7 protein-coding genes and 1 pseudogene are annotated in these 26,300 nt (G+C 71.5%); 6 read left to right on the top strand and 2 right to left on the bottom strand.

Annotation, left to right across the window (positions count from 1 at the left end; genetic code table 11):
- Positions 1-15 precede the first annotated feature (15 nt).
- Genes ACGFU7_RS21610 through ACGFU7_RS21600 form a run of 3 tightly spaced genes read left to right on the top strand, consistent with a single transcriptional unit; the run spans position 16 to position 20,851 of the window.
- Complete coding sequence (locus ACGFU7_RS21610) at positions 16-19,317, top strand: SDR family NAD(P)-dependent oxidoreductase (protein ID WP_393697629.1); 19,302 nt, start codon at positions 16-18, stop codon at positions 19,315-19,317.
- Entirely contained in the window at positions 19,314-19,574 is a 261-nt protein-coding gene (locus ACGFU7_RS21605) for a phosphopantetheine-binding protein (RefSeq protein WP_393697628.1), read from the top strand. The genes ACGFU7_RS21610 and ACGFU7_RS21605 overlap by 4 nt, the downstream gene beginning before the upstream one ends.
- Positions 19,571-20,851 (top strand): beta-ketoacyl synthase N-terminal-like domain-containing protein, encoded by a 1,281-nt coding sequence (locus ACGFU7_RS21600; RefSeq protein ID WP_393697627.1) that lies wholly within the window; start codon positions 19,571-19,573, stop codon positions 20,849-20,851. Before ACGFU7_RS21605 ends, ACGFU7_RS21600 begins: the two co-directional genes overlap by 4 nt.
- Here the strand turns inward: ACGFU7_RS21600 and ACGFU7_RS21595 are convergent.
- Complete coding sequence (locus ACGFU7_RS21595; RefSeq protein WP_393697626.1) at positions 20,814-22,382, bottom strand: class I adenylate-forming enzyme family protein; 1,569 nt, start codon at positions 22,380-22,382, stop codon at positions 20,814-20,816. The two genes, ACGFU7_RS21600 and ACGFU7_RS21595, sit on opposite strands and share 38 nt — an antisense overlap.
- 47 nt (positions 22,383-22,429) lie before the next feature.
- Here ACGFU7_RS21595 and ACGFU7_RS21590 point away from each other — a divergent pair, with 47 nt between their 5' ends.
- The 3 genes from ACGFU7_RS21590 (at position 22,430) to ACGFU7_RS21580 (ending at position 25,682) form a co-directional block, all read left to right on the top strand.
- Positions 22,430-24,094, top strand: a complete 1,665-nt coding sequence (locus ACGFU7_RS21590; RefSeq protein WP_393697625.1) for an MFS transporter — start codon at positions 22,430-22,432, stop codon at positions 24,092-24,094.
- Between the two features lie 146 nt (positions 24,095-24,240).
- Entirely contained in the window at positions 24,241-25,311 is a 1,071-nt protein-coding gene (locus ACGFU7_RS21585) for a flavin-containing monooxygenase (RefSeq protein WP_393697624.1), read from the top strand.
- A 65-nt stretch (positions 25,312-25,376) separates the two neighbouring features.
- Entirely contained in the window at positions 25,377-25,682 is a 306-nt protein-coding gene (locus ACGFU7_RS21580; protein WP_393697623.1) for a DUF6059 family protein, read from the top strand.
- A gap of 84 nt (positions 25,683-25,766) precedes the next feature.
- Here the strand turns inward: ACGFU7_RS21580 and ACGFU7_RS21575 are convergent.
- Positions 25,767-26,207 (bottom strand): annotated as a pseudogene (locus ACGFU7_RS21575) (IS30 family transposase); the annotation flags it as partial.
- Positions 26,208-26,300: the final 93 nt, after the last annotated feature.

Raw genomic sequence — 26,300 nt, 5'->3', positions numbered from 1 at the left:
GAAGGACTGGCGGACATGGCTCAGCGGACGATCAACTGCGACCTTCGCCTCGCGCCGGACGACTTCATCATGCGCGACCACCGGGTGCACGGGGTGTCCGTCCTGCCGGGTGCGGCATTCCTCGACATCGTCCACCGGATCATCGAGGCCCAGGGCTTCGACGGCGCCGGCTGTGAACTGCGCGACATCGTCTTCGCCGAGGCCGTGGCCACGGACCCGGGAACCGGCCGGGACATCCGGGTGACCCTGACCGAGCGGACCGACGGGGACTGGGACGTCACGGCCCGCAGCCGGGCGGCCGTGCCGGACGACCCGCCGCCCTGGCGGGACAACTTCTCCGGCCGCCTCACCTGGACCACAGCGGGACCGGCTCCCGCAGTGGACCTCGACGCCCTGCGTGTGGGGGCCTTGAAACAGCGTGATCTCGCCGAACTGTACGCCCAGGCACGCGCCGAGCAGATCCAGCACGGTCCGGCGATGACCTGCTCGGGCGCCATGTGGGAAGGGCCCGGCTATCTGCTGGCGGAGCTCAACCTGTCGCCGCGCTCACAGGAGCTGGAGGACGGCTTCCACCTCCATCCGGCCAAGCTCGACGCCGCCACACTCGTCGCGTTCGGGATGACCGGTTCCACGGGCGATCCGTTCATCCCGATGTTCATCGAGCGGTTCCGGGCGAACCGCCGGCTGCGCGGCCGGTGTTACGCGTATCTGCCTGCCCCCGAAACGGCTGCCGCATCCGGCCAGCTGGTCAGCAGCGACTGTCTGATCTACGACGAACAGGGTTACCCGGTGGCCGAGTTCACCGGGCTCACCTGCAAGCGGATCAGGTATCCGGAACAGGTGACGGCGCTCGTCGCCGCTCCCGCTCCCGCCCCCGCTTCCGCCCCCGCCCCCGCTCCCGCCCCCGCTTCCGCGGCTGTACGGCGTCCGGCCGACGCCCCCGCCACGGAGCAGGCTGGCCCGGCGGGGGCTGAGCCGCCCGCGGCCCCTTCCGATGACGGCCATGTCGTGCTGCTGCGGGGCATGGTGGCCGGTGCGCTCGGCGTGACGGCCGACGAGGTCGACACAAGCACCGGCTTCTACACACTCGGCCTCGACTCGGTCGCGCTGCTGAAGCTCGGCCAGGATCTGGAGCAGCTCATCGGGGAACGGCTCTACCCCACCCTGCTGTTCGAGTACGGGACGGTCGACGAACTCGCCCGGCACCTGGCGCAGACCCACCCGCAGCTCCCGGCCGCGACGGGATCCACGGGACCGAAACCCGCCCCTGCCGCCGCGTCCCCCGCCACACCCGCCGCCACGATGACCGCCGAACCGGCCGGGACGGCGGCCGTTCCCGGTGCGCCGAAGCCCACGGTGGTGGCCTGCCGCCCCGTCTGGCACCCGATGGATCCCGGCCCGGGTCCGGACCCGGTACCGTCCGGGGACGTACTGCTGCTGGGGGCCGCCCCCGAGCTCGCCGCCGGACTGCGGGCCCGGATGCCCGCCGGGCTCCGGCTGATCGTCGCCGGGACAGGCCCCGGCTTTGCCGCGGACGGCCCGGACTCCTACCGCCTCGACCCGCGCAGCCGCGACCAGTGGACCGCCCTCCTGGACCGGCTGGCCGACGAAGGCACGGACACCGCTGCGTTCGTCCAGCTGCTGCCGGACGATCCGGCGCGCGGGGACCGCGACGCGTTCGACACCGTGCGCGCGCTCTGCGCCGTCCTCGCCTCGCGACCGCTGCCCGCACCGGTCGGAGTGCACCAGATCTACCGGTCCGGACACGACACGCCGCCGCAGTACGCGGCCCTGGCCGCGCTGTGCCGCACACTCACCGCCGAGGTCCCCCGAGTACGCTGCCGCGCCGTCGAACTGGACCTGCCCGCACGGGCGGAGGACCTGCTCACGGTGGCGGCGGGCGGCATCTCAGGACCGCACGAGCCGCATCTGCGTTACGCGGAGGGCAGCCCTTACGTGCTGCGTCACACCCGTGTCGCGCTCCCCGCGCACGCGGATCCGCCGGGCCCGGCATCATCCGTCTATCTGATCACCGGCGCGGGCGGAGGGATCGCCACGCTCCTCGCCGAGCGGCTGGCCCGCGAACCCGGAGCCGGGCTGCTCCTCCTCGGCCGCCGCCCCGCGGACGCCGGTCTGCGCCGCCGGATCGACGGCTGGAAGCGACTCGGCGCCCGCGTCCACCACGTCCGGGCCGATCTGGCACGGGAGGACGAGGTGCGTGCCGCGGTTGCCGAGGGCATCGCCCGGTTCGGCCGGATCGACCGGGTCCTGCACTGTGCGGGGGCTGCCGACGACGGGGTGTTCTTCCGTGAGGAAGCGGGACGCACCGACCGGGTGCTCGCCCCCAAGACCGCCGGGCTGCTGGCCCTGGACGCGGCCACCGAGGACCTCGAACTGGACTGGTTCGTCACGTTCTCCTCCCTCGCATCCGTGGTGCCGAGCCCGGGGCAGAGCACCTATGCGTACGCCAACTCCTTCATGGACCACTTCGCGAACCACCGCACCGGCCGGACCCTGTCCGTGGCCTGGCCGCACTGGGCCGACGGCGGGATGAGCGTGCCCCCGGAGGCCATCGAGAGCGCCCGCGGGGAGTTCGGTCTGTCCCCGATGCCGGCGGCCGACGGACTGCGGACACTGTGGTCCGCACTCGCCACCGGCGAACGCAGGATCGTGGTCGGCCACGGCGAACCGGAACGCATCGACACGGCGCTGCGCGTCGTGGAGCACACGGAGCCCGGCGACCGCACACGGCCAAAGGCCCGTCCGGCATCCCGCGACCGGACGGAGCCCATGGACACCGGCCGGCCCGTCGAGGACGGGGGCGGGGACGCGGCGGCGGACGAGATCGCCGTCATCGGCCTCGCCGGACGCTATCCGCAGGCCGACAGCCTCGACGCCTTCTGGGACAACCTCCGCTCCGGACGTGACTCCGTCACCGAGATCCCCGTCGACCGCTGGGACAACGAGGCCCTCTACGACCCGGAGAAGGGACGCCCCGGGCGTACCTACGGACGCTGGGGCGGCTTCCTCAGCAGCGTCGACCGTTTCGATCCGGCGTTCTTCGGCATCTCGCGCAAGGAAGCCGAATGGATGGATCCGCAGGAACGGCTGTTCCTCACCACCGCCTGGCACACCCTGGAGGACGCCGGATACCCGCCCGACGCCCTGCGCGAAGAGACCGTCGGGGTCTTCCTCGGCATCATGTGGAACCACTACCAACTGGTCACCGGTGGCGCCGGCGGTGTCGCGCCGACCGCGCTGCACTCCTCCGCCGCCAATCGGGTCTCCTTCGCCCTTGACCTGAGCGGGCCGAGCATCGCGCTCGACACCGCGTGCTCGTCCTCGCTGACCGCCCTGCACCTCGCGGTCGAGAGCATCCGGCGCGGCGAGTCGACCCTGGCTCTGGCCGGCGGCGTCAACGTCATGGTCCATCCGCAGAAGTACCTCCAACTCGCCCAGGGACACTGGCTGTCCGAGGACGGCCGCTGCCGCAGCTTCGGTGAGGGCGGCACCGGGTACGTCCCGGGCGAAGGCGTCGGCGCGGTGCTGCTGAAACCGCTGTCCCGCGCCCGTGCCGACGGCGACCACATCTACGCCGTGATCAAGGGAACCGGTGTCAACCACAGCGGCCGTACCAGCGGCTTCACCGTGCCCAGCCCGGCGGGCCAGGCGGAGCTGATCGCTCACTCCCTCGCGTCGAGCGGCATCGACCCGGCCACGGTCGGCTATGTGGAGGGACACGGCACCGGGACATCGCTCGGGGACCCGATCGAGATCGAGGGGCTGGGCCGGGGATTCGGCGACCGGGCGCCCGCGCACTGCCCGATCGGCTCGGTGAAGTCGAACATCGGGCATCTGGAGAGCGCGGCGGGAATCGCCGCCCTCACCAAGGTCCTGCTCCAGCTCAAACACCGCACACTGGTGCCTTCGCTGCACGCCGGAACGCTCAACCCGCAGATCGACTTCGACCGCTCACCCTTCCGCGTCCAGCGCACCACCACCGACTGGACAGTGCCCGACGGCACCCCGCGCCGGGCCGTGATCAGCGCCTTCGGCGCCGGTGGCGCCAACGCCCATGCCGTCGTCGAGGAACATCTGCCCACACCCCGCGCCGCCGTCCCGGCCGGCCCGCAGCGGGTGACCCTGTCGGCCCGCACCGAGGACGCGCTGCTCGACCAGGTGCGGGCGCTCGACAGCCATCTCGCCTCCCTCGACCTCCCCGGCACCGATCAGGACCGCTATCTCGCCGACCTCGCCCACACCCTTCGCGTGGGCAGGGCATCGATGGTGTGCCGCGCTTCGGTCGTGGTGGACAGCCTCGCGGAACTCCGCCGCGCCCTGGCCCGGATCCTGGACGGCGAGGACCGGGAGGCGCGGGAGACAGCAGACGCCCCGGCCACGCCGAGGGACTCCGGCGACGTACGGAGGATCCCGCTGCCCGGCTATCCGTTCCAGGAGGAACGCTGCTGGCTCGGCGCCTGGGAACGCGCGCACGACCCGTCCCGGCAGGACGCCGCGGCGGCCGTCGCACCGCCCGTGGCGGCCGCGCCCCGCACGGCTCCCGACCGGCCGGCCGGGAACGGTGGTGTGGAGCTGCGGTTGCTCGACCACGGCGTCGGCCTGGTCGTGCTCGGCGCGCCGATGTTCACCGACCGGTTGTTGCGTGAACTGGCCGACGCCTTCGCAGAGATCGACACCCGCGACGACATCCGCGCTGTCGTGATCACCGGCAGCAACACCATCTTCAGCATGGGTGCCACCCCCGAAGCCCTGGAGGAACTGGCCCGGGGCGAGGGCAGCTTCACCGACGAGCCCGTGGTCTACGGGGCGCTGACGGGCTGCCGCAAGCCGGTCGTCGCCGCGCTCCAAGGACACGCAGCGGGTGGCGGCTTCACCTTCGGCATGTACGCCGACGTCGTCCTGCTGAGCGCGGACAGCTCCTACAGCGCCAATTTCCTGAAGTACGGCTTCACGCCCGGCATGGGCGCCACCTACATCCTGGAGCACCGGCTCGGCCGGACGCTCGCCCACGAAATGCTGCTGACCGGGCGCTCCTACCCCGGCGCCGAACTGAGCCGGCGCGGTGCGGGAGTCACCGTGCTGCCCTCCGCGCAGGTGCTGCCCGCCGCACTCGACCTGGCCCGCTCCATCGCCGGGCATCCGGCGGTCGCGTCCGGTGCGCTCAAGGCGGAGTTCGCCGGTCGCGTACGGGCCGAGCTGCCCGAGATCATCGACCGTGAGGTACGCATGCACCAGGACGTACTCGGCGAGGAATCCCTGGACCGTATCCACGCCCGGCACCACACCCGCGAGGAATCCGGCGCAGCGCCCGCGGCCCCTGAACCGCCCCGCGCCGGCCAGCCGGCCGTCGGCCGCCTCCCGCAGGCCCCGGAACCGGTCGACTCCGCCGAGGTGGAACAGGCGGTGCGTGAGGCGCTCGGCGCGCTGCTCTACCTTGAGCCGAAAGAGCTCGACACCGCCCTGACGTTCAACGAGATGGGCCTGGACTCGGTCGGCGCGGTGGAGGTGGTCAGAGACCTCAACCAGCGCTACGGGCTCGACCTGGATTCCGTCGCCGTCTACGACCACCCCACCGTGCCCGACCTCACCGGCCTGGTGGCCGGGGCGCTCGACGAGCAGCGTTCCCTGCATGCCGCGGCGACCGCTCCCACGGCCCCTCAGCAATCCCCCACGGCCCCGTCGGCCGGATCCGCCGCCGCCCCGCCGCCGCGCGAACTCCCCGACCCGCGGCCGGACATCCGGCCCCCGGCACCGCGCCGGGTCCCGCCGGAGGCGGACCCGCCCGCGCCGACTCGGGCAGCGGGCCCGTCCGGCCCGCTCGTCACCCTGGCGCCACTCGGGCGCGGCACCCGGGAACCCGAAGGCGACCCGCCCGCGCCCGCCGTACCCCCGGCCGGCCCCGACGCTCCCGCACACCCAGCACCCACCCCGGCCCCTGACGGCCGTATCTCCGACGGCCGCACTTCCGACGGCCGCACGGTTACCGACCGCACTTCCGACGGCCGCACCGTCGCCGACCGCACCCTCGACGGGCACACCCCCGCCGACCGGCCGGAGCCGGCCGGATCCCCGGGCGCCACGGATCCGACCGGATCCTCCGACATCGCCGTCATCGGCATGTCCGGGCGCTTCCCCGGCGCCGACGACCTCGACGCCTTCTGGCACAACCTCGCAGGCGGGCGCAGTGACATCGGTGAGATTCCCGCCGAACGATTCGACTGCGAACCGGACTTCGACGCCCGCCGGGGCGCCGAGGGCAAGACCTACAGCCGGTGGGCCGCCATGCTCGCCCGGGTCGACGAGTTCGACCCGGCGTTCTTCCACCTGTCACCGCTCGAAGCACGCGCGATGGACCCGCAGCAGCGGCTCTTCCTCCAGGAGTCCTACCGCGCCCTCGAAGACGCCGGGTACGCGGGCGACGGCGGCGAACGGGCCTTCGGCGTGTTCGCCGGGTGCGCGGCGAACGACTACACCCAGCTGCTCACCGACAGCGGGTCCAGGGACTCGGGACAGGCGTTCCTGGGCAATGCCCCCTCCATCCTCGCGGCCAGGATCGCGTACTTCCTGAACCTCACCGGCCCCACCCTGGCCATCGACACGGCCTGCTCGTCCTCCCTGGTGGCGGTCCACCTCGCCTGCGAGAGCATCCGGCGCGGTGAGTGCACAGCGGCACTGGCCGGTGGGGTCGCCGTCATGGTCACCCCCGAACTGCTGATCCGCACCAGCCAGACCGGCATGCTCTCGCCGACCGGCCGCTCCGCGCCGTTCGACGCCGACGCCGACGGCATCGTCCTCGGCGAAGGGGTCGGGGTGGTCGTACTGAAACGCCTCGACACGGCGCTCGCCGACGGCGACCAGGTGCATGCCGTGATCCGCGCCGGCGGTATCAACGGGGACGGCAAGACCAACGGCATCACCGCCCCCAGCGCCGCTTCGCAGGCCGCGCTGATCCGCTCGGTGCTGCGTCGGGCCGGACTCGGCGCCGAGGACATCGGTTACGTCGAGGCACACGGCACCGGTACACCGCTCGGCGACCCGATCGAGGTCAAGGCCCTGACGGAGGCGTTCCGGGCGGACACCGACCGGACCGGATTCTGCGGTCTGGGTTCGGTGAAGGCGAACATCGGCCACACCACGACGGCGGCCGGCATCGCCTCGCTGCTGAAGGTGCTGCTGTCCCTGCGGCACGGCCGGCTCGCCCCCATGCCCGGCTTCGGCCGCCCCAACGACAAGATCGACTTCGCGGGCAGCCCGTTCTTCCCGGTCACCGAGCCGACCGACTGGCAGCCGTCTGCCGGCGGCGAACGGATCGCCGCGGTCAGCAGTTTCGGCTTCAGCGGCACCAACAGTCACCTCCTGGTCGCCGAAGCCCCGGCCCGGCCGCCCGCCCCGCGGCCGCGCACCGCGGAACGCGTCGTCATCCCCGTCTCGGCCCGCACCGACGCCGCTCTGGACGCGAGCCTGTCCCGCCTGGCCACACACCTCGACACCGCCCCCGGCGTCCGGCTGCCCGACCTCGCCCGCACCCTGTCCACCGGCCGCAGACATCTTCGGGCACGGGCGGTGTTCACCGTCGACAGCGTGGACCGGCTGCGCCACGCGCTGCGCCTCGCGGCCTCGGGCGCACCTGGTCCCGACCATCTGCGCGGCATGGCTCCGGCCGACCCCGCAGAGCCGTCCGGCACGCTGCCAGGCGACGCCTCGCCCGACCGGATCGCCGCCTCGTACCTCCGGGGCGAACGGATCGGCTGGGAGGCGCTGCACGCCCGGCCCGGGACCCGCAGGATCGCCCTGCCGACCTACCCGTTCGCCCGTGAACGCCACTGGCCGGACCGTCCGCACACCACCCCGCAGGACACCCGCACGCCCTCCTGGCGCATCGGCCCCGACGACCCCCTGGCCGACGGCCACCGGGTGTCCGGACACCCGGTCCTGCCCGGGGCGGCGGCCATCGCCATGGCCGTCGCGGCAGCGGACCCCGGGCCGTTGCGGCTGAGCTCCGTACGGTGGCTGCGGCCCTGCCGGATTTCCGCCCCGCGCGAACTCCACGTCTCCCTCGCCCCGGTGGGGCCGGCGGCGCGCCGGTTCACCCTCCACGACGGATCGGGTACGGAGTACGCCACCTGCCTGGCCGCACCCCTGTCCGCCGGCACCCCTGCGGAACACCTCGACATCGACGCGGTGGTGCGTCGCTGCGACCGCTCGGTGGACGCCGCCGGGCTGTACGCGGACTTCGCCGCAGCCGGCGTCGGCTACGGCCCGCGTTACCGTCTCCTCGACGGCGTCCGTTTCGGCACGGACGAGGCCGTCGCCACCCTCGACCCGGCACCCGCCGGCCCGGCGGGCCCCTATCCGCTGCACCCCGCCGTGCTGGACGCCGCCCTGCAGACGGCCGCCGTGCTGCTGCCGGGAGACCGGCCCGCGGTTCCCTTCTCCGCGCAGGAGGTGTGGGTCAACGGCCCCCTTCCCGCCGGACCGCTGACGGCGCACGCCCTGCGGGAGCGGCACGGATTCACCGTACGGCTGGCGGATGCCCGGGGGACCGTACACCTGAAGGTCACCGGCTTCTCCCTCCGGCCGCTCGCAGCGCCGGCCGCCGACCCGCTGGACGGCATGATCCACATTCCGCGGTGGCGGCCCGAGCCGCTCCCGGACCGCATGCCGCCGACCGGTGTGGACCGCGCCGCCGTGCTCCACCTGGGCGGACCGGACGAACTGGCCCGTGCGCTGGTGGCACGCTGCCCCGGCCGGGACACCGTGCTGCTGAGGGCCGACACGGACGGCGTCCCGACCCTCCCCGGGCCCAAGGAGTGCGACGCCCTGTATGTGGTGGCCTGTCAGGAACCCGACGAGGGCATGGCTCCGACCGTACTGAACGCCCTCACCGCCCTCGCCGCCTCCCGGCAGGCGCACCGCCCGCTCCGGCTCACCCTGGTGGTGGCGGGGGAGGACGACACGGACCCCGCCGCCCGGCTCCCGCACGCCGCCGAGGCCCAGGGCCTCTGCCGGGCGGTGGCCGCCGAGTACCCGCACTGGTCGGTGCGGTGCCTGGACATCGGCACCTGTGCGGGCGACCCGTCCGAACTGGCCCGGCGGATCCTCGCCGAACCGGGTGAGGACCGGCTCGTCGCCCTGCGCGGCACCGAGCGCTATGTGCAGCGGCTAGTCCCGGCCGGCCTGACAGCCGAGACCACCGATCCCTACCGGGACGGCGGCGTGTACCTGGTCGCGGGAGGCACCGGTGGCATCGGCCGCCAACTGTGCCGCCATCTCGCAGCGACCCGCCGGGCCCGCCTGGCGGTGGTCGGCAGACGCCCGGCCGATGACCCGGCGGTCCGCTCACTCCTGGACGAGGTGAGCGCACTCGGCGGCCGGGCGCGCTACTTCAGCGCCGATCTGGCCGACGCGGCGGCAGTGCGATCAGCCGTGGCGGCGGTACGCGCCGAATGGGGCCCGGTCCACGGCGCCTTCCACAGCGCGCTGGTGCTCCGCGACCGTACGGTGGCCAACCTGGACCGGCCCACCCTCGACGAGGTCCGCCGCCCCAAGACCGACGGTGCGCGCAATCTGTACGAGGCGCTGAGCGACCAGCCCCTCGACTTCCTCCTCTACTTCTCCTCCGCGGTCTCCTTCACCGACAGCGCGGGCCAGGCCAACTACGCGGCGGCCAGCATGTTCGAGGACGCCTACGCCACCCGGCTGCGTCGACTCGGGCACCCCGTCTCCGTCATCAACTGGGGGTACTGGGGCGGCGTCGGAGTGGTGGCCGACGAACGCTACGCCCGCCGCCTCGCCACGCTCGGCATAGGATCCATCGAGCCCTCCGAAGGGCTCGCCGCCGTATCCCGGATTCTGTCGGCCGGACTGCCGCAGGCCCTGGTCCTGCGGGCGGAACCACAGGGGCTCGCCCAGTTCGGCATCGGCACACCAGCGCCCACCTCCCGCCCGGCCACGGCCACACGCGCCCCGGCCGGATCCGGCGGCGGCACCGAGCCACGTCCCCCGGCCGGATCCGGCGCCACCGACCCACGACTGGACAGCGCACGGGCCGCCTTCACCGCTCTGGACGCCCTGGCCCGCGATCTGGTCTGCCATGCCATGGCGGGCTTCGGCGGCCTGGACCGGGCGGGCCGGCGGATACCCCTGGCCGACCTGATGGCCCTCACCACCGGCACACCGCACCACCGGCGACTGCTGCGCGCCGTCCTGGAGATACTGGCCCGCTCCGGCGCCCTGATCATCGACAACGACGACGTCGTACCGTTGCGCACCGAGAAACCAGTCGTCCCCGACGTGACCGGTCTGCTGACCGCACACCCGGAGATGGCCCCGCACGTCAAGCTGCTGCGGACCTGCGCCGACGCCCTCACCGACGTACTCACCGGCAGCCGCGCACACCTGGAGGTGCTCTTCCCGCACGGCAGCCTCTCCCTCGTCGAGGACGTCTACCGGGGCCAGCCGATCGCGGACCATGTCAACGGGCTGCTCGCCGACCGGGTCGCCGACGCCGTACGGACGGGAGCCGGCCGCCCGGTGCGGGTCCTGGAGATCGGCGCGGGTACCGGCGCCAGCAGCGCGACGGTGCTGGCCGCGTGCGCGGCGACCGGGCAGGACTACGCGTACTGCTACACCGACATCTCCCCGGCCTTCCTGCGCCACGGCGAAGCGGAATTCGGCACCCGGGACGACCATGTCTCCTTCCGGCCGCTCGACATCGGCCGGGATCCGGCGGAACAGGGATTCGAACCGGGTGGCCAGGACGTCGTCCTTGCCGCCAACGTCCTGCACGCCACCGTCGACGTCGCCACCAACCTGCGGCACGCCGCGTCCCTGCTGCGCCCCGGCGGACTGCTGCTGATCAACGAGGTGACCCGCGCCTCCGACTACCTGACCGTCACCTTCGGTCTCACACCCGACTGGTGGGCCGCCGAGGACGAGCAGCGCAGACTGCCCGGCGCACCGCTGCTCAGCCCCGGCCAGTGGCGCGACGCCCTGACGGAGGCCGGTCTGCACCAGGTGCGGGCCGAAGGCGCCCCCGGTGTCCCGGCCCATGACCTGGAGCAGTGCCTGATCATCGCCGAACGGCCGCCCACGGCCCCCGCTCCCGTCACGCCCGCCATCCAGGCGCACGAGACCCCGGCACCCAAGATCCTGGCGCCCGAGATCCCGGCCCCCGGGCTCGCGGACCGAGCGGTCACCACCCCGACCACGCCCGACTACGTGCGGAAGGTCTTCGGCGAGGTGCTCGGCTCCCGGCCGGAGGACCTCGATGACCGGGCCACCTTCGAGACCTTCGGGATCGATTCCCTGGTCACCCTGCGCATCGTCGACCGGTTCGCACAGGACCTCGGCGAACTTCCCGCGACCCTGCTGTTCGAGAACCTCACCATCGAGCAGCTCGCCACCCACCTGGAACGCGAACACGCGGATCGTCTCGGAGTGGTCCTCCGGGCCTCGGCACCACAGCAACCCCCGCCTGCGCCACTGCCCGCGCCCCCGCCCGCGCACGAAGGCACTGCCGCGCGCGACGGCGACATCGCCGTGATCGGCGTCTGTGGACGCTACCCGGGCGCCCCCGATCTGCGGAGCTTCTGGCAGAACCTGGCCTCGGGAACCACCAGCGTCACCGATGTGCCGGCAGACCGCTGGGACTGGCGCACGCACTTCGACGCGCGGCGCGGCACCCCGCAGCACACCTACGGCCGCTGGGGCGGCTTCCTGGAGGACGTCGACCGCTTCGACCCCGCCTTCTTCGGAATCCTCGCGCGCGACGCCGCGGCGATCGACCCGCAGGAGCGGCTCTTCCTGGAGGCCGTATGGAATCTGCTGGAAGAGACCGGCCACCTGGGCACCCACACCCGGGTACCCCGCACCGGGGTGTTCGCCGGCCTGATGTACGGCACCTACGGGCAGCTCGGCGCCACCCTCTGGAACGAGGGCCGGCTCAGCGGCGCCCACTCCTCCTACTGGTCGGTGGCCAACCGGGTCTCGTACTTCTTCGACTTCACCGGACCCAGCATGGCGGTCGACTCCGCCTGCTCCTCCTCCCTCACCGCGGTCCACCTGGCATGCGAAAGCCTGCGGCGCGGCGAATGCGAGACAGCGATCGCCGGTGGGGTCAACCTGATCCTGCACCCGTCCCACCATGTGTCGCTGTCGGGACTGAACATGCTGTCCGCCGACGGCGCCACCAAGGTCTTCGACGAACGGGCGGACGGATTCGTACCGGGCGAGGGCGTCGGCGCCGTCCTGCTCAAGCCCTTGCACCGAGCCATGGCGGACGGTGACGACATCTGGGCGGTGATCAAGGGAGAATCCGTCAACGCGGGCGGAAAGACCGGCGGTTACACCGTCCCGAACCCGAACGCCCAGGCCGCCCTGATCACCGACGCGCTGCGCCGGGCCGACGTCGAGCCGGGCACCGTCTCGTACATCGAGGCGCACGGCACCGGCACCGAACTCGGCGACCCGATCGAATTCGCCGCCCTCGCCCGCGCCTTCTCGGAGTCGGGCGCCGTGCCCGGCAGCTGCGGAGTCAGCTCGGTCAAGGCCAACATCGGCCATCTGGAGGGGGCCGCGGGCATCGCGGGCCTGACAAAGACGCTGCTGCAACTGCGGCACCGCAAACTCGCGCCGTGCGCGTCCCTGGACATCGTCAATCCGAAGATCACCTTGACGGGTACCCCGTTCTTCCTGCCCCGCACGCTGACCGACTGGGAGCCGGCGGCACCGGGAACCCCCCTTCGCGCCGGGATCAGCTCGTTCGGCGCCGGGGGTGCGAATGTGCACCTGGTTCTCGAAGAACCTCCGGCACCCACCTCCACCCCGGCCCCGACCGACCTCGGCGAACAGCTCTTCCTGCTGTCGGCCCGTACGCCGGGGCAGCTGGCCACCCACGCGGCCCGGATCGCGGAGTTCCTGACCGGGCCCGGCACGCACGCGCGACTCGACGCCCTGTGCTGGACCAGCCAGACCGGACGCCGGGACATGGCCGAACGCGTCGCCGTACTGTCGGCGGATGTGCCGGAACTCGCCGCACGGCTGGCCGCGTTCGCCCGCGGTGAGGACGCGCCGGGACTTGTCCGCGCGTCCGCGGGCCCGTCGGCCGCACCCCCGGCCGGCACCCGCGATCTCACCGTGCTGGCCGGATACTGGGCGTCCGGCGGCCGACCGGACTGGCGCGAACTGTGGCCCGCACCGCCGGGCCGGATCCCGTACCCGACGTACCCGTTCGAACGCACCCGGCACTGGACGGACACCGGGACGACCTCCCCGACCCTCACCCCCTCTCCCACTCCCACGCCGTCCGACGCGGCCGCGACCGAACAGGTCGAGATGCCGTCCGCCGGAAACCCGCCGGGCACGACGCAGTACCTGGTGCCCGAGTGGCGCCCGGAGCACCTGACCGGCACCCCCCGCGCGCCCGGCCGGGTACTGGTGCTCGGCGCCGGCTCCGGAGCGTCGGAGACCGTGGAAGGGGTGGAGGCCGCGATCCGCGACGCCGGTGGCACGTGCCCGATCACCGGCCCGGGGGAGAGCGCCGAGGAACGGAGCGCCTGGGCGCGCGCCCTCGCCGCCGAGGAGCAGCTGCCGGACGGCCTGGTGTATGTCGCAGGCCCCGGAACCCTGCCCGAGCAACTCGATGCCGGACTGCACAACGTCCTGTCCCTGACCGCCGCGGTGCTGGCCGCCGGTTCGGGCCGGCGACTGCGGGTCGTGTTCGGCCACACACAGCCCACGCCCGCCTACGCGGCGGTGTCCGGCGCACTGGCCGCACTGGCCCTGGAACACGGCGGGCTGCGAGCGACCCGGCTGTACGCGGGCGACGGGCCCTCCCCGGCCGCCGATCGGATCGTCGCGGAATTCCTCCGTGAACCCGCCGAGTCCGCCGATACGGTCACCTACGAGCATGGCGAGCGGCGTCGGCTGCACATGGCGGAGCGGATCCCCGCCGACGGCCCGGGACTGCACCCGGCCGGAACGTATCTGATCACCGGCGGCGCGGGCGAAATCGGTCTGCGCTTCGCCGAATACCTGGCACAGTGGCCGGTCACCGTCGTGCTGGCCGGCCGAAGCGCACTGGACCCGGCACGGACCGCCCGGCTCGACGCACTCGCGGGTCCGGGAGCGCGGATCCGCTACCACCGTGCGGATGTGACCTCCCGCCATGAGGTCGACGAGCTGATCGGCACGGTCACGAGGCTGTACGGTCCCCTGCGCGGCGTATTGCACGCCGCCGGGATCACCAGGGACCGCAGGGCCGCGGAGAAGTCACGGGCGGAGATCGCGGAGGTCGTGGCCCCCAAGGTGTACGGAGCCGTGCATCTCGACGAGGCCACCCGGGACGAACCTCTCGACCATTTCGTCCTGTTCTCCTCGGTGGCCGGGGTGTCCGGCAATCTGGGGCAGGCGGACTACGCGTTCGCCAACGCCTATCTCGACGCCTTCGCGGAGGAACGCGAGGGGCGCCGCCGGGCGGGTGAGCGGCCGGGCCGGACCCTGGCGATCGGCTGGCCGCTCTGGGACGGCGGCGGCATGAGCGTGGACGCCGCGACCCGACGCCTCTTCGAGCGTCTGTGGGGGATGGTCCCGATGCCCCCGGAGGCCGGACTGCGCGCGTTCACCCGCGCGCTGACACTGCCCGACAGCCGGGTCATGGTTGTCGAGCGGGCGGCACCGGGGGAGGAGCCCGCCCCGCAACGGGCCGCCGCCACGGTGACCGAAGCGCTGCCGGATGTGGAACGGACGGTACGGACACTGGCCGCCGCGTTCCTGCTGGTGGACGAGCGCGAGGTGGACACCGACGTCGACCTGATGGAGCTCGGCTTCGACTCCCTGTCCCTGACGGAGCTGGTCATCCAGGTCAACGAGGCGTACGGGCTCGATCTGCTGCCGACCGTGCTGTTCGAGAATCCCACGCTGGGGTTGTTCGCCCGCTACCTGGTGGAGGAACACGGGGCCGGCCCGGACATCACTCCCACCACCGGCTCCGACACCGCACGGGAAGACACCCGCCCCGAGATCGCAGGCGCAGGCGTCGCCGATACGGAGGCCACAGATACGGAGGCAACAGATACAGACGCCGCAGATACGCGCATCACCGACACGGACATCACCGACACGCGCATCACCGACACGGACATCGCCGTCATCGGCATGGCAGGCCGGATGCCCGGAGCCGACGATCCCGACGCCTTCTTCCGGCGTCTGATCGCCGGTGACGATCTCACGGGCCCCGTCCCCGAGGACCGCGCCGATCTGAGCGGCGACCCCGAAATCGCCGCTCAGCGCGGAGGGTTCCTCGCCGGCATCGATCGGTTCGACGCCACCCGATTCCGTATCTCGCCGCGCGAGGCGGCGCTGATGGACCCGCAGCAGAGACTGTTCCTGGAGACCGCCTGGAGCGTCTTCGAGGACGCCGGCTACCGCCCCGACCAGCTGGCCGGTACCGACACCGGACTCTTCGTGGGGGTCGCCACCTCGGACTACGACGACCTGATGACCAGCCATGCCATTCCCGTTCAGGCACATATGGCGACCGGCATCGCGCACTCCGTGCTCGCCAACCGGGTGTCCCACCGGTTCGATCTGCGTGGCCCCAGCGAGGCCGTGGACACGGCCTGTTCCAGTTCCCTGGTGGCGCTGCACCGCGCCGTCCGCGCGCTCGCGGACGGCGAATGCACGATGGCCGTCGCCGGGGGGGTCAACGCGGTACTCAGCCCTTCGCTGTTCAAGGCATTCGTCCGGGCGGAGATGCTCAGCCCCGACGGCCGCTGCAAGACCTTCGACGCCGCCGCCGACGGATATGTGCGGGGTGAGGGCGTGGGCGCCGTGCTGCTGAAGCCGCTGCGGCGGGCGGTGGAGGACGGGGACCACATCCACGCGGTGATCAAGGGAAGCGCCGTCAACCACTGCGGTCGTACCGCCTCGCTCACCGCCCCCGACCCGGAGGCACAGGCCCGGGTCCTGGTGAGCGCGTACCGCCGTGCGGGCGTCGACCCGCGCACCGTCACCTATCTGGAGAGTCACGGCACCGGTACCCGGCTGGGCGACCCGATCGAGATCGAGGGGATGAAGAAGGCGTTCACCGAGCTGTACGAGGAAAACGGACTGCCCGTGCCCGCCACCCCCCATGTGGCAGTGGGCGCGGTCAAGACCAACATCGGCCATCTTGAAGCCGCTTCGGGCATGGCCGGGCTCCTGAAGGTGCTGCTGTGCCTGCGGCACAGATGGCTCCCGGGCAATCTGCACCTGGACACCGTCAACCCCTATCTGCGGCTTGACGGCTCGCCGCTGCGGCTGCTGGAGCGGGCCGAGCGCTGGGAAGGCGTGCCGGACGGAGACCGTGCGCTGCGCAGGGCGGGGGTGAGTTCCTTCGGCTTCGGCGGCAGCAACGCGCATGTCGTCGTGCAGGGGTACGACCACGCGCACCCCACCGAACAGGACGAGCTCCCCCAGGTGTTCCCGCTGTCCGCACCGGACGGCGAAACGCTGCGTGAGTACGCCGCCCGGCTGGCGGACAGCATCGGGCGTGAACCGTCCGCGCCGCTCTCCCGGGTGGCGTACACGCTTCAGACGGGCCGTACGGTGTTCCGCGTCCGCCGCGCAGTGGTCGCCGCCGATCGGGACCAGCTCCTGCGCGCCCTTGCGGAGCTGGCCACCGGCCCGGTGCCCGAACCGTCCGTCACCCCGGTGCCGGAAGCCGTTCCGGGGCCCGGCGATCCGCACGCACTGGCGGCGGCCTGGACTGCCGGGGCACAGATTGCCTGGGAGGAGTTGTGGACCGTGGTTCCGGGCCGTACACCTCTGCCCGGAGTTCCGTTCATCCGTACCGCACACTGGTTCACCGTGCCCGAACCCGCCGCGCCGCGCACACCGGCCCCGGTGACCGCGGCGGCCGCGAGGACGGAGCCGCGACGGGCAGGGGGCCGAGTGGTCCTCACCCCGGCGCACACACCGCCACACGCCCCGGCCCGGACCAAGGCCCCCAACCGGGCCCGGGGCCAGACCCCGGACGAGGCCCGGAGCAAGACCCCGGCCAGGGCACCGGGCAAGCAATCGAGCCCGGCCCCGGAAACCGTCCAGACACCCCGGACGGAACCCGTGCCTCTTGCCGTCGACACCGTCGCGGGCCGTACACAGCAGCTGGTGGCCTGCGGATACAACCCCGTACTGCTGCCGGCCGCCCAGGTCCCCTTCGATCTGATCACCGACTCGTGGGCGGAGCGCGACCACCCCTCGGTCACCCGGCGGATGGCCGACATCACCGCCAGGTCGTTCAGCCGGCGCCAGGACATCGAGGAATGCGGTGCACCGTGGCTGCCCTTCAAACGGATCGTCGCCACACCGTCCGGCCGGGCAGCCGAAGCGCTGCTCTGCAGGCTGTGGCCCGGCGAGCGCGGCACCATCCTGCATGACGGGGTCTTCCCGACCTGGCTGTACAGCCTGGCCGGGAACGGATTCCGGCCGGTGGAACTGGCCCGGCCGGACACACCGCGGCAGCCCTTCCGCTCCGACGTGGATCTCACCGCGCTGCGCACGGCGCTCGACACGTCCCCGACACCCGTCTCTTTCGTCTGCCTGGAAGCGGGCAACAACGCGGGAGGCGGCCACCCGATCTCCTTGGGCAACCTCACCGAGGTCCGCCGGACCCTCGGCGGCGACATCCCCCTCGTCATCGACGCGACGCGGATCGTGGAGAACGCCTTCCGGGTCACCTCCGACGAAACGGGCGGTCCGGACGGTGATGTGTGGGACGCGGTACGTGACCTGCTGGCCACCGCGGACGTGGTCACCCTCAGCATGCCGAAGGACTTCGGTATCGACTCCGGCGGGCTCCTCGCCACGAACCTGTCCGAACTCACCGACCGGCTGGACGGCGAACGGGCCGGCCACGGACCGCAACTGCACGCGTGGGGCCGCCGTGCCCTGGCGGTCGCCGCGAACGATCTCGACTGGGCGGCCGACCGGGTCGCCGAGCGGATGCGGCACACCGCCACGTTGTGGGAACACCTCCACGACGCCGATGCCCCGCTGAGCGGACCCGCGGCCGGACACTGCGTCGTCCTCGACGTCGGCCGGCTGGCGCCGTACGCGGAACTCCCCGAGCCCGTACCGTCGTTCCTGGCCACGCTCTACCGTGAGACGGGTGTGCGCGGCGGGCCGCACCTGGGCGGCGGTCCCGAGGCCCAGCTGGTGCGGCTCGCCGTTCCGGTCGGCCTCACCGACACCGAGACGGACACCGTCGCGGACCGGGTCGCCACGTTCCTGGCCGACCCCGCCGAGCCGATCGTCCTGGCCGCGGCCGACGGCACCGGCGATCGGGTACGCGCCCCCCAGGCCCGCTACCGCCTCGGCACCCAGGATTCCGCGGAAGCCTGCCCCGACCCCCACACCCGCCCGGCACCGGCTGCCGGGACCGTGAGCAACCCCAACCTCCAGGTGCTGCGCGAGGCGGCGCCCGACGTGGAGGTACGGATGGTCCCCGTGCCGGGCGGCGAGGCCGAGGTGTTCGTGAGGGGCCGGGGCCCCGCCGTGCTGCTGATGCCACCGTTCAATCTCGGCGCGGGCCTGTTCGTGGAGCAGTTCCGTGGGCTGAGCGACCGCCACCGGGTGGTGGCGGTGCACCGTCCCGGAGTGGGCCGCACCCGGGTGAGCGGCGGCCTCGGCCTGGAAGAGGTGTCGGCCCTGCACCGGCACGTCCTGGACGAGCTGGGCATCACCGGCCCGGTGCACGTCGTCGGCGCCTCGTTCGGCGGCCTCCAGGCACAGAGCTTCGTACTCGCCCATCCCGAACGCGCCGCCGGTCTCACCCTGATCTCCAGCTCCCACCGGTTCGCCAACCGCCCCGGCGGCGTCGAGAAACTGGCAAGGGTCGCGGCGGAGGACCTGGACGCCGCGATCGCGGGCAGCGGCTCGCACCGACTGGCGGACGCCCGCGACGACCTGCTGGCCACGCTGCTGCGCAGCGAGAGCATGGACCCGCACACCGGCATGCGCTATCTCGACGCCTTCGCAGGGCACGCCGGAACGCAGGACAGGCTGGCGGACATCAGTACGCCCACGCTGCTCATCCACGGCCGCTACGACACGGTCGTCCCGGTCGGAACCGTGTCGCTCCTGCACCGGCTGATCAGAGACAGCGAACTCGTGGAGATTCCCGACGCCGGGCACTTCCCCGGACTCACCAGCCCCGGCCGGGTCAACGAGATCCTCACCGAATTCTTCGCCACCCACCGCGCCGTACAGCACATCGGAGAACAGACCGGAGAACCGACCGACGGGAGCAGACGATGACCGACCTGTCCCAGACCGACGACGAACACATCCTCGCCACCATCCGGCGGCGCGCCGCAGAGGTGGTGCCGACCACCGGCGACGGCGCACCGCTGTCCGCCGACAGCAGCCTCGCCGCAGCGGGCTGCAACAGCATCGACAGGGCGGAGATACTCGCCCTGGTCATGGAGGACCTCGGCGTCGTCGTGCCGCTCGACGAGTTCGAACGCACCCTGACGCTGGGCCAGGTCGCCGCACTGATGCGGAAACACCGGTGAGCCCCGCCTCGTTACGGACCTGGGTGACCGGCCTCGGCGTGCTCTGCGCCGCGGGCCGGGACCCGGCCGGGTTCACCGGTGCCCTGCGCGCCGGCCACTCCGGCATCACCCGCCGTGAAACCGGCGCCCGGGACGAAGCCGGGTGGCCCGACCGGAGCGCCGTGATCGACGGATTCGCACTGGCGGACGCACTGGCCGGCTGCGAGGGCCTGTCCGCCACGCTGCTCGACTCCGCACGGCGCAGCGTGGCACGCTCCCCGTACAACATTCAGGTCGCCACGGTCGCGGCGCTGCAGGGCTGGCTCTCCGCCGCCCTGGACGAGGCTCCCGCGCCCCCGGCGCGTACCGGAGTCGTGGTGGCCGGATCCAACCTCAACGGCGGCTACGCATGGCGCCAGCGGCACCGCTTCGAACGTGACCCGGCATATCTGCCACCGACCTTCGCCCTGCACTATCAGGACACCGACCACGTCGGGACGCTCAGCCAGCTGCTGGGCATCCGTGGCGAAGGATTCACCGTCGGCGGGGCGTCGGCCAGCGGCAATGTGGCGATCATTCAGGGCGCCCGGCTGATCGAGTGCGGGGCGCTGGACGTCTGTCTCGTCGTCGGGGCACTGACCGAACTGTCGCCCATGGAGCTGCGCAGCTACTGCAATCTGCGCGCTGCCGCTGCCGCGGCCGGGGACGCGGCCTCGACGGGATTCGGGGCACCGTTCGACACCGGGCACCGGGGGTTCGTACCGGGCGAGGGGTGCGCGGTGCTGGTGCTGGAATCGGAGGAGTCGGCGCGTCGACGGGGTGCGCCACCGCTCGCCGAACTGAGCGGATACGCCCAGCGGCTCGATGCCAACCGGCTGGCGGACCCCTCGGCGGACGGTGAGGCGGACGCGATGGAGGCGGCCATCGAACGGGCCGGCCTGTCGCCCGCCGACATCGACTACGTGAACGCACACGGGACCGGCGCGCCGCTCGGGGACGCGGCCGAACTCCAGGCGCTGCGCAAGGTGTTCGGGCCTCGGGGCCCCTGGGTGAACGCGACGAAGGCCTTGACCGGACACTGCCTGTCGGCGGCCGGTGTGGTGGAGGCCGTGGCCACCGTGATCCAGCTGCGGGACTCCTTCGTCCACCCCACGGTGGGCCTGACGAGTCCGGTGGACGCCTCACACCGCTTCGTCGGACCCACGGCGAAGGGCGTGCCGTTGCGGCACGCCCTGTCCAACAGTTTCGGCTTCGGAGGGATCAGTACCAGCGTCGTGTTCGGCGCAGCTCCCGCTTGAGCACCTTGCCGATCGGCCCGTGCGGCAGTTCGTCCACGGCGACGATCCGGTCGGGCAGCTCGTCCGAGGGCAGCCGCTGCGCGAGGAAGTCCCGCAGACCGTCGGCGGACCCGTCGGGCCCGCCGGACCGCATCCGCACGGCGGCCACCAGCAGCGTCCGCCCGTCCGGACCGGGCGCGCCGAACACGGCGGCCTCCCTCACATCGGGATGCCAGTACAACTCGTTCTCGGCACGCAGCGAGGTGAATGTGCGTCCCTCGCGGGTGACGACGTCGGCGGCCCGGTCGTGAAGGGTCAGTATCCCGTCCGCGTCGAGAGAGCCGACATCGCCCATGTGCGTCCATCCGTCCTGGAACACCCGGGCGGAGGCGTTGGGATCACGGTAGTAGGAACGGGGCGGCGCGGGGGACGACAGACAGATCTCTCCGACCTGCCCGGGCGGCAGGGGGGAGCCCTCCGCATCCACGATCTTCACCCCGGTCTCCCGCCGGGGCTCACCGACCGTGGCCAGTTCCGGCCTGCGGAAGTACTCCGGGTCCTTGTGTTCGTTCCAGGGGTCCGTGATCAGAGAGGTGAGCGCGGGGGAGACTTCGGTGGATCCGTAGCCGATGATCATCCGGGTGTCGGGCAGTGCCTGCGACAGCTTGTTCACCATGCCGAGCGGCACGCTGGCCGAGCCGAACATCAGCATCGTCAGACAGGTCAGATCATGGGTGTCCAGCACACCGTCGGCCAGCAGTTGGATGGCGGTGGAGGGCGGCAGCACCGCCAGTTCCAGCCTCGGTCCGGCGATGCCGGCGGCGATGCTCTCCGGATCCGACCGGCCCAGCACATGGATGGTCGAGTCCGTGGTCAGCGCCAGAATGAGCGCATTGTGGCCCGCGTTGGTGCCCAGCGGAACGGCGCACAGAATGCTGCCGACGTCCTGGAAGAGATGTCCCCACGCGAACGTCGGGTACGTCAGATTGGCATGGCTGACGGCGACCGGCTTGGCGTCACCCGTCGTGCCCGAGGTGTAGAGGATGTCCGACAGCTCGTCGCTCGTCACCGCGGGCGGCAGAATCTCAGCCAGGTCCGGGAACTGCGACGATGTCGAGCGCTCCGACAACTCGGCAGCGGCCGGCGCACCGCGTTCGTACCCCGGCTCGACCCACCACGCACCGTCCGGTGGCTCACTCCCGGCCCCGTGCAGCACTCCGGAGGCTCCGCAGTACGCCAGCCGGCGCCGGATCTCCGTGGTCCCGAGCCGTCCGGTCAGCGCGATCGCCGTGCCGCCCGCAAGGTACACGGCGACATGGCCGACGGCGTACCCGATCCAGTCGCTTTCCGCGTAGTACAGCCCGACCCGGTCACCCGGCCGCACACCGACGGCTTTCAGCCGATGGGCGAGTGCACCGGAGGCGCGTATCCATTCCCCGTACGCCAGGGAGTCGACTCCGTCGACAACAAGGGCGATATGGTCCGGTTTCTCCTTCGCGCGTTCAAGGATGAGCTGCGGGACCGTCGGCGGCACTTCGGCGATGTCGGTCATGAAGTGAACGTAGGACGCCTGTTTGTGTGCCTGCTGCTCAATTTTGAGTGGTAGCGGCGCTCAACTTGGCATTGACACAGTTCAGTTGGACCGACATCCTCACCAACGCGAATCAGAGTGAGATAATCGAGGAGGTACGGACGGTGGTTGTCCCTCAGCCTGAAGGACCCGAGGCAGTATTACCGCGAAATAGAGTGATCGCGACCGTCGGCGTTTTGCTGGCGCTGGCACTGACATCAATTGACCTGTCCGTGGTCGGCGCGGCCATGCCCAAGATCACCGAAGACTTGGGTGGGCTCCGGCTCTACTCCTGGGTGGGCGTCGGCTATTCGGTGGCGGCGGCGGTGATCCTGCCCATCGCCGGAAAGCTCGGTGACCTCTTCGGTCGCAAACCCTTCCTGCTCACGGGCCTGGTCGGGTTCCTGGCCACGTCCTTTCTGTGCGGCGCCGCGCAGTCCATGACCCAGCTGGTGATCTACCGGGCTGCGCAGGGCCTGTTCGCGGGCATCCTGATGGCCAACATCTACACCGTGGTTGCCGACATCTACACGCCGGAGCGAAGGGCGCAGACCCAGGGGATCTTCTTCAGCGTGGCCGGACTGAGCATGGTGATCGGACCGCCCGTCGGCGGTGTCATCACCGACAACCTGGACTGGCGCTGGGTGTTCTACATCAATGTTCCGATCCTGCTGCTCTCCGTGCTCGCGATCCTGGCCGGGGTGCCGTACGTGAAGTCCCGGTTCAGCTGGCGCGACATCGACTTCCTCGGAGTGGCGCTGCTGATCGCCGGCCTGGTGCCGATCCTGATCGGGCTGAGCCTGGCGGGTGACGGCCATGCCTGGACATCAGCCGAGGTGCTGATCCTGCTCATCGGCGGAGCCGTGATGCTGCTGGGCTTCTTCCTGGCCGAAAATCGCGCGGAGCACGCGATCGTGCCGCTGTCGCTCTTCCGCGGCAACCAGTTCTCGGTGCTGGCGGTCATGTCGTTCTTCACCGCGTTCGCGATGATGGGAGCGATCTTCTACGTACCGCTGCTGATGCAGGGCGTACTCGGATCCAGCGCCACGTTCGCGGGCAGCCTGCTGAGCCCGATGATGTTCGCCCTGATGATCGTCCCGCCGATCGCGAGCAAGGCGATCACGGCCGTCCCCCGCTACCGGATCCTCGGCGCCCTCGCGATGGCTCTGATCGCGGGCGGTCTGTTCCTGCTCTCGACCGTCGACACGGGCAGCGGACGCGGATCCACGGTGGTCGCGATGATCCTGCTGGGCATCGGCATCGGCATCTCGTTCCCGATGGCGACGATCGTGGTGCAGAGCGCCGTCGCGAAGGAGATGATCGGAGTCGGCACCAGCCAGATGCAGTTCTGGCGGATGATCGCCGGCCCGGTGTCCCTCGCCCTGATGGGCTCGATCCTCTCCCTGCAGCTCGGCAGGGACGCCACCGCGGCCGACTCGGTGCCGCCCGCTCAGCTCGCCGACGCGCTGCACACGGTGTTCCTGACGGCGACGTTCATCGTGCTGATCGGGTTCGTGGCCACACTGTTCCTCAAGGAGGTCCCGGTGCGTGCCATGCCGAGCATGATGCGCCGGAAGAAGAAGCCGCAACCGGGGGCGGACGACGCCGACGCGGCACCGGCCCCACAGGCCGCCGAAGGGGCCGCCGGGGCCCCGGAAGGCGTGCGGCGAACGGAGGAGGCGGGGGAGGCCTGACACGGCATCGACGCAAGGCGTACGGGCGGGCCGGGTGCCCGCCCGTACGCATGCCCGCTGCCGATGCGCAGTCTTGAGCAGGAATTCACCACAGGCATCATTACGCTCACCCTCCAACGGCCGCTCCCCTAGGAGGAATCCGGATCATGGCGGAACGCGCAGAGGTGATCGTCATCGGTGGAGGCCAGACGGGTCTCGTCACCGCCTATTACTTGGCCAAGGCCGGCATACCCCATCTGATTCTGGACGGGGAATCGCGGGTGGGCGACGCATGGCGAAATCGCTGGGATTCGCTGGAGCTGTTCACGATCGCCCAGTACTGCGAACTTCCGGGTCTGCGTTTCCCGGGGCGGCGCGGCCGGTTCCCCGACAAAAACGAAATGGCCGACTATCTCGAAGAGTTCGCCCGAATCAACAAGCTGCAGGTTCGCCTCCGAACCGAGGTCACCGGCCTCGACAAACGTCCCGGCGGAGGATTCCTCATAGAGACGAGCCAGGGCTCCTTCGAGGCCGAACACGTGGTCATCGCCACCGGCGCACAGCGGCTGGGTAATGTTCCGCCGGTATCGAAGAAGATCGGCGCAGAGGTCTTTCAGGTGCACACCGGCGACTACCGTAATCCGAAGCAGATTCCCGGCAGTCGTGTCGTGGTGGTCGGCGCCGCCAACTCGGGAGCCCAGATCGCCACGGAACTCGCGAAGACCCACCGGGTCACGCTGTCGCAGGGCTCCCCGCTGCCGCACTTCGGACGCCGTTTCCTCGGCATCGGCATTCACTGGTGGGGCGACAAACTCGGCATCATCAAGAAGCCGCTGACCGGCGAGAGGGACCGGCTGCACAAGAAGACGCTATTGGTCGGCCCCAGCCTCAAGACGCTGTCCAAGCGGCACGGGTTCACGCTCGCCGGACGCACCGTCGCAGCCGAAGGCCGTACGATCCGCTTCGAGGAAGGCACCGAGACCGAGGTCGACGCGGTGGTCTGGGCGACGGGCTTCCGCTACGACTTCAGCTGGATTGGCTTTCCGGCACTGAACGAGCACGGCGTGCCGCTCCAGGACCACGGTGTCACCGACGTACCCGGCATGTACTTCCTGGGTCTCCAGTGCCAGTTCTCGTACGGCTCCGGGCTCATCTGGTGGGTCAAGGACGACGCCCAGTACGTGGTCAACCATCTCAACGACACGCGTCGCGCGCGGTCCGGCAAGACCGTCGGCTGATGGCTGGGCCGCCATGGGGGAGGGGCCGGCGGCGCCCTCCCCGCGGCGGCAGGACATGGCGGGCGATGCGTCTGCTCTGGCACGACCTGGCACGCGGTTTCATCGCCACCGCGGGCATCTTCGGGCACTACACCGCCGAATACCCGCTACTGACGCACCCGTACGCCCAGGACCCCGCCCCGGAAGCCCTGCCCGCCCCAGAAGACCCCCGGAACCCGCTTCGGTCGCCGGAGCCCCCGGATTCCCAGGCGCGTGCCGGCGTGCACCCCGGCCCGCTGAGCGGCCCGCCACCCGGCCACCCCGAGCGGGTCGTCCCCCGCAGCCCGCCATCCGACGAGGAACGCGATCTCTGGACACGCCTGCGCGGCTGATCGTCCGGCTCCCCCCGGACGGCGTCAGGAGGCCCGCACCCCACGGTGTTTTCTAGGGGTCGTCGCAACACATGGTCGTGTTGATCAGGCCGTGAGCAGTTTATGCAGGCGCTCGGCTGGGGTTTCCCAGCCGAGCGTTTTGCGTGGGCGGCCGTTGAGCTCGACGGCCACGGCGGCCAGGTGCTCGCGGGTGTGGGTGGATAGGTCGGTGCCCTTGGGAAAGTACTGCCGCAGCAGGCCGTTGGTGTTTTCGTTGGAGCCGCGCTGCCAGGGGCTGGCCGGGTCGCAGAAGTAGACCGGGATGCCTGTGGCGACGGTGAACGCGCCGTGAGCGCCCATTTCGCTTCCCTGGTCCCAGGTCAGGGACCGCTTGAGGTGGGAGGGAAGGGTCTCGACCGTGGTGAACAGCGCGTCCCGGACGCTCTCGGCACCATGGTCACCGGGCAGATGCAGGAGCATGACGTAGCGGGTGGCGCGCTCGACCAGTGTGCCGATGGCCGACTGCCCGTCCTTGCCGATGATGAGTCGGGTAGCGGGGACGTATTACTATGTCCCCGCCCCCTCAGAACCGTGCAAGCAGCTTTCACCGCACACGGCTCAAGCAAGCCCCAAAGGCTC

It is taken from the genome of Streptomyces sp. NPDC048473 (genome assembly GCF_043200155.1).
Classification (GTDB): domain Bacteria; phylum Actinomycetota; class Actinomycetes; order Streptomycetales; family Streptomycetaceae; genus Streptomyces.
Note: the sequence above shows the minus strand (reverse complement) of the source record. Positions and strands in the feature narration are given on the sequence as shown.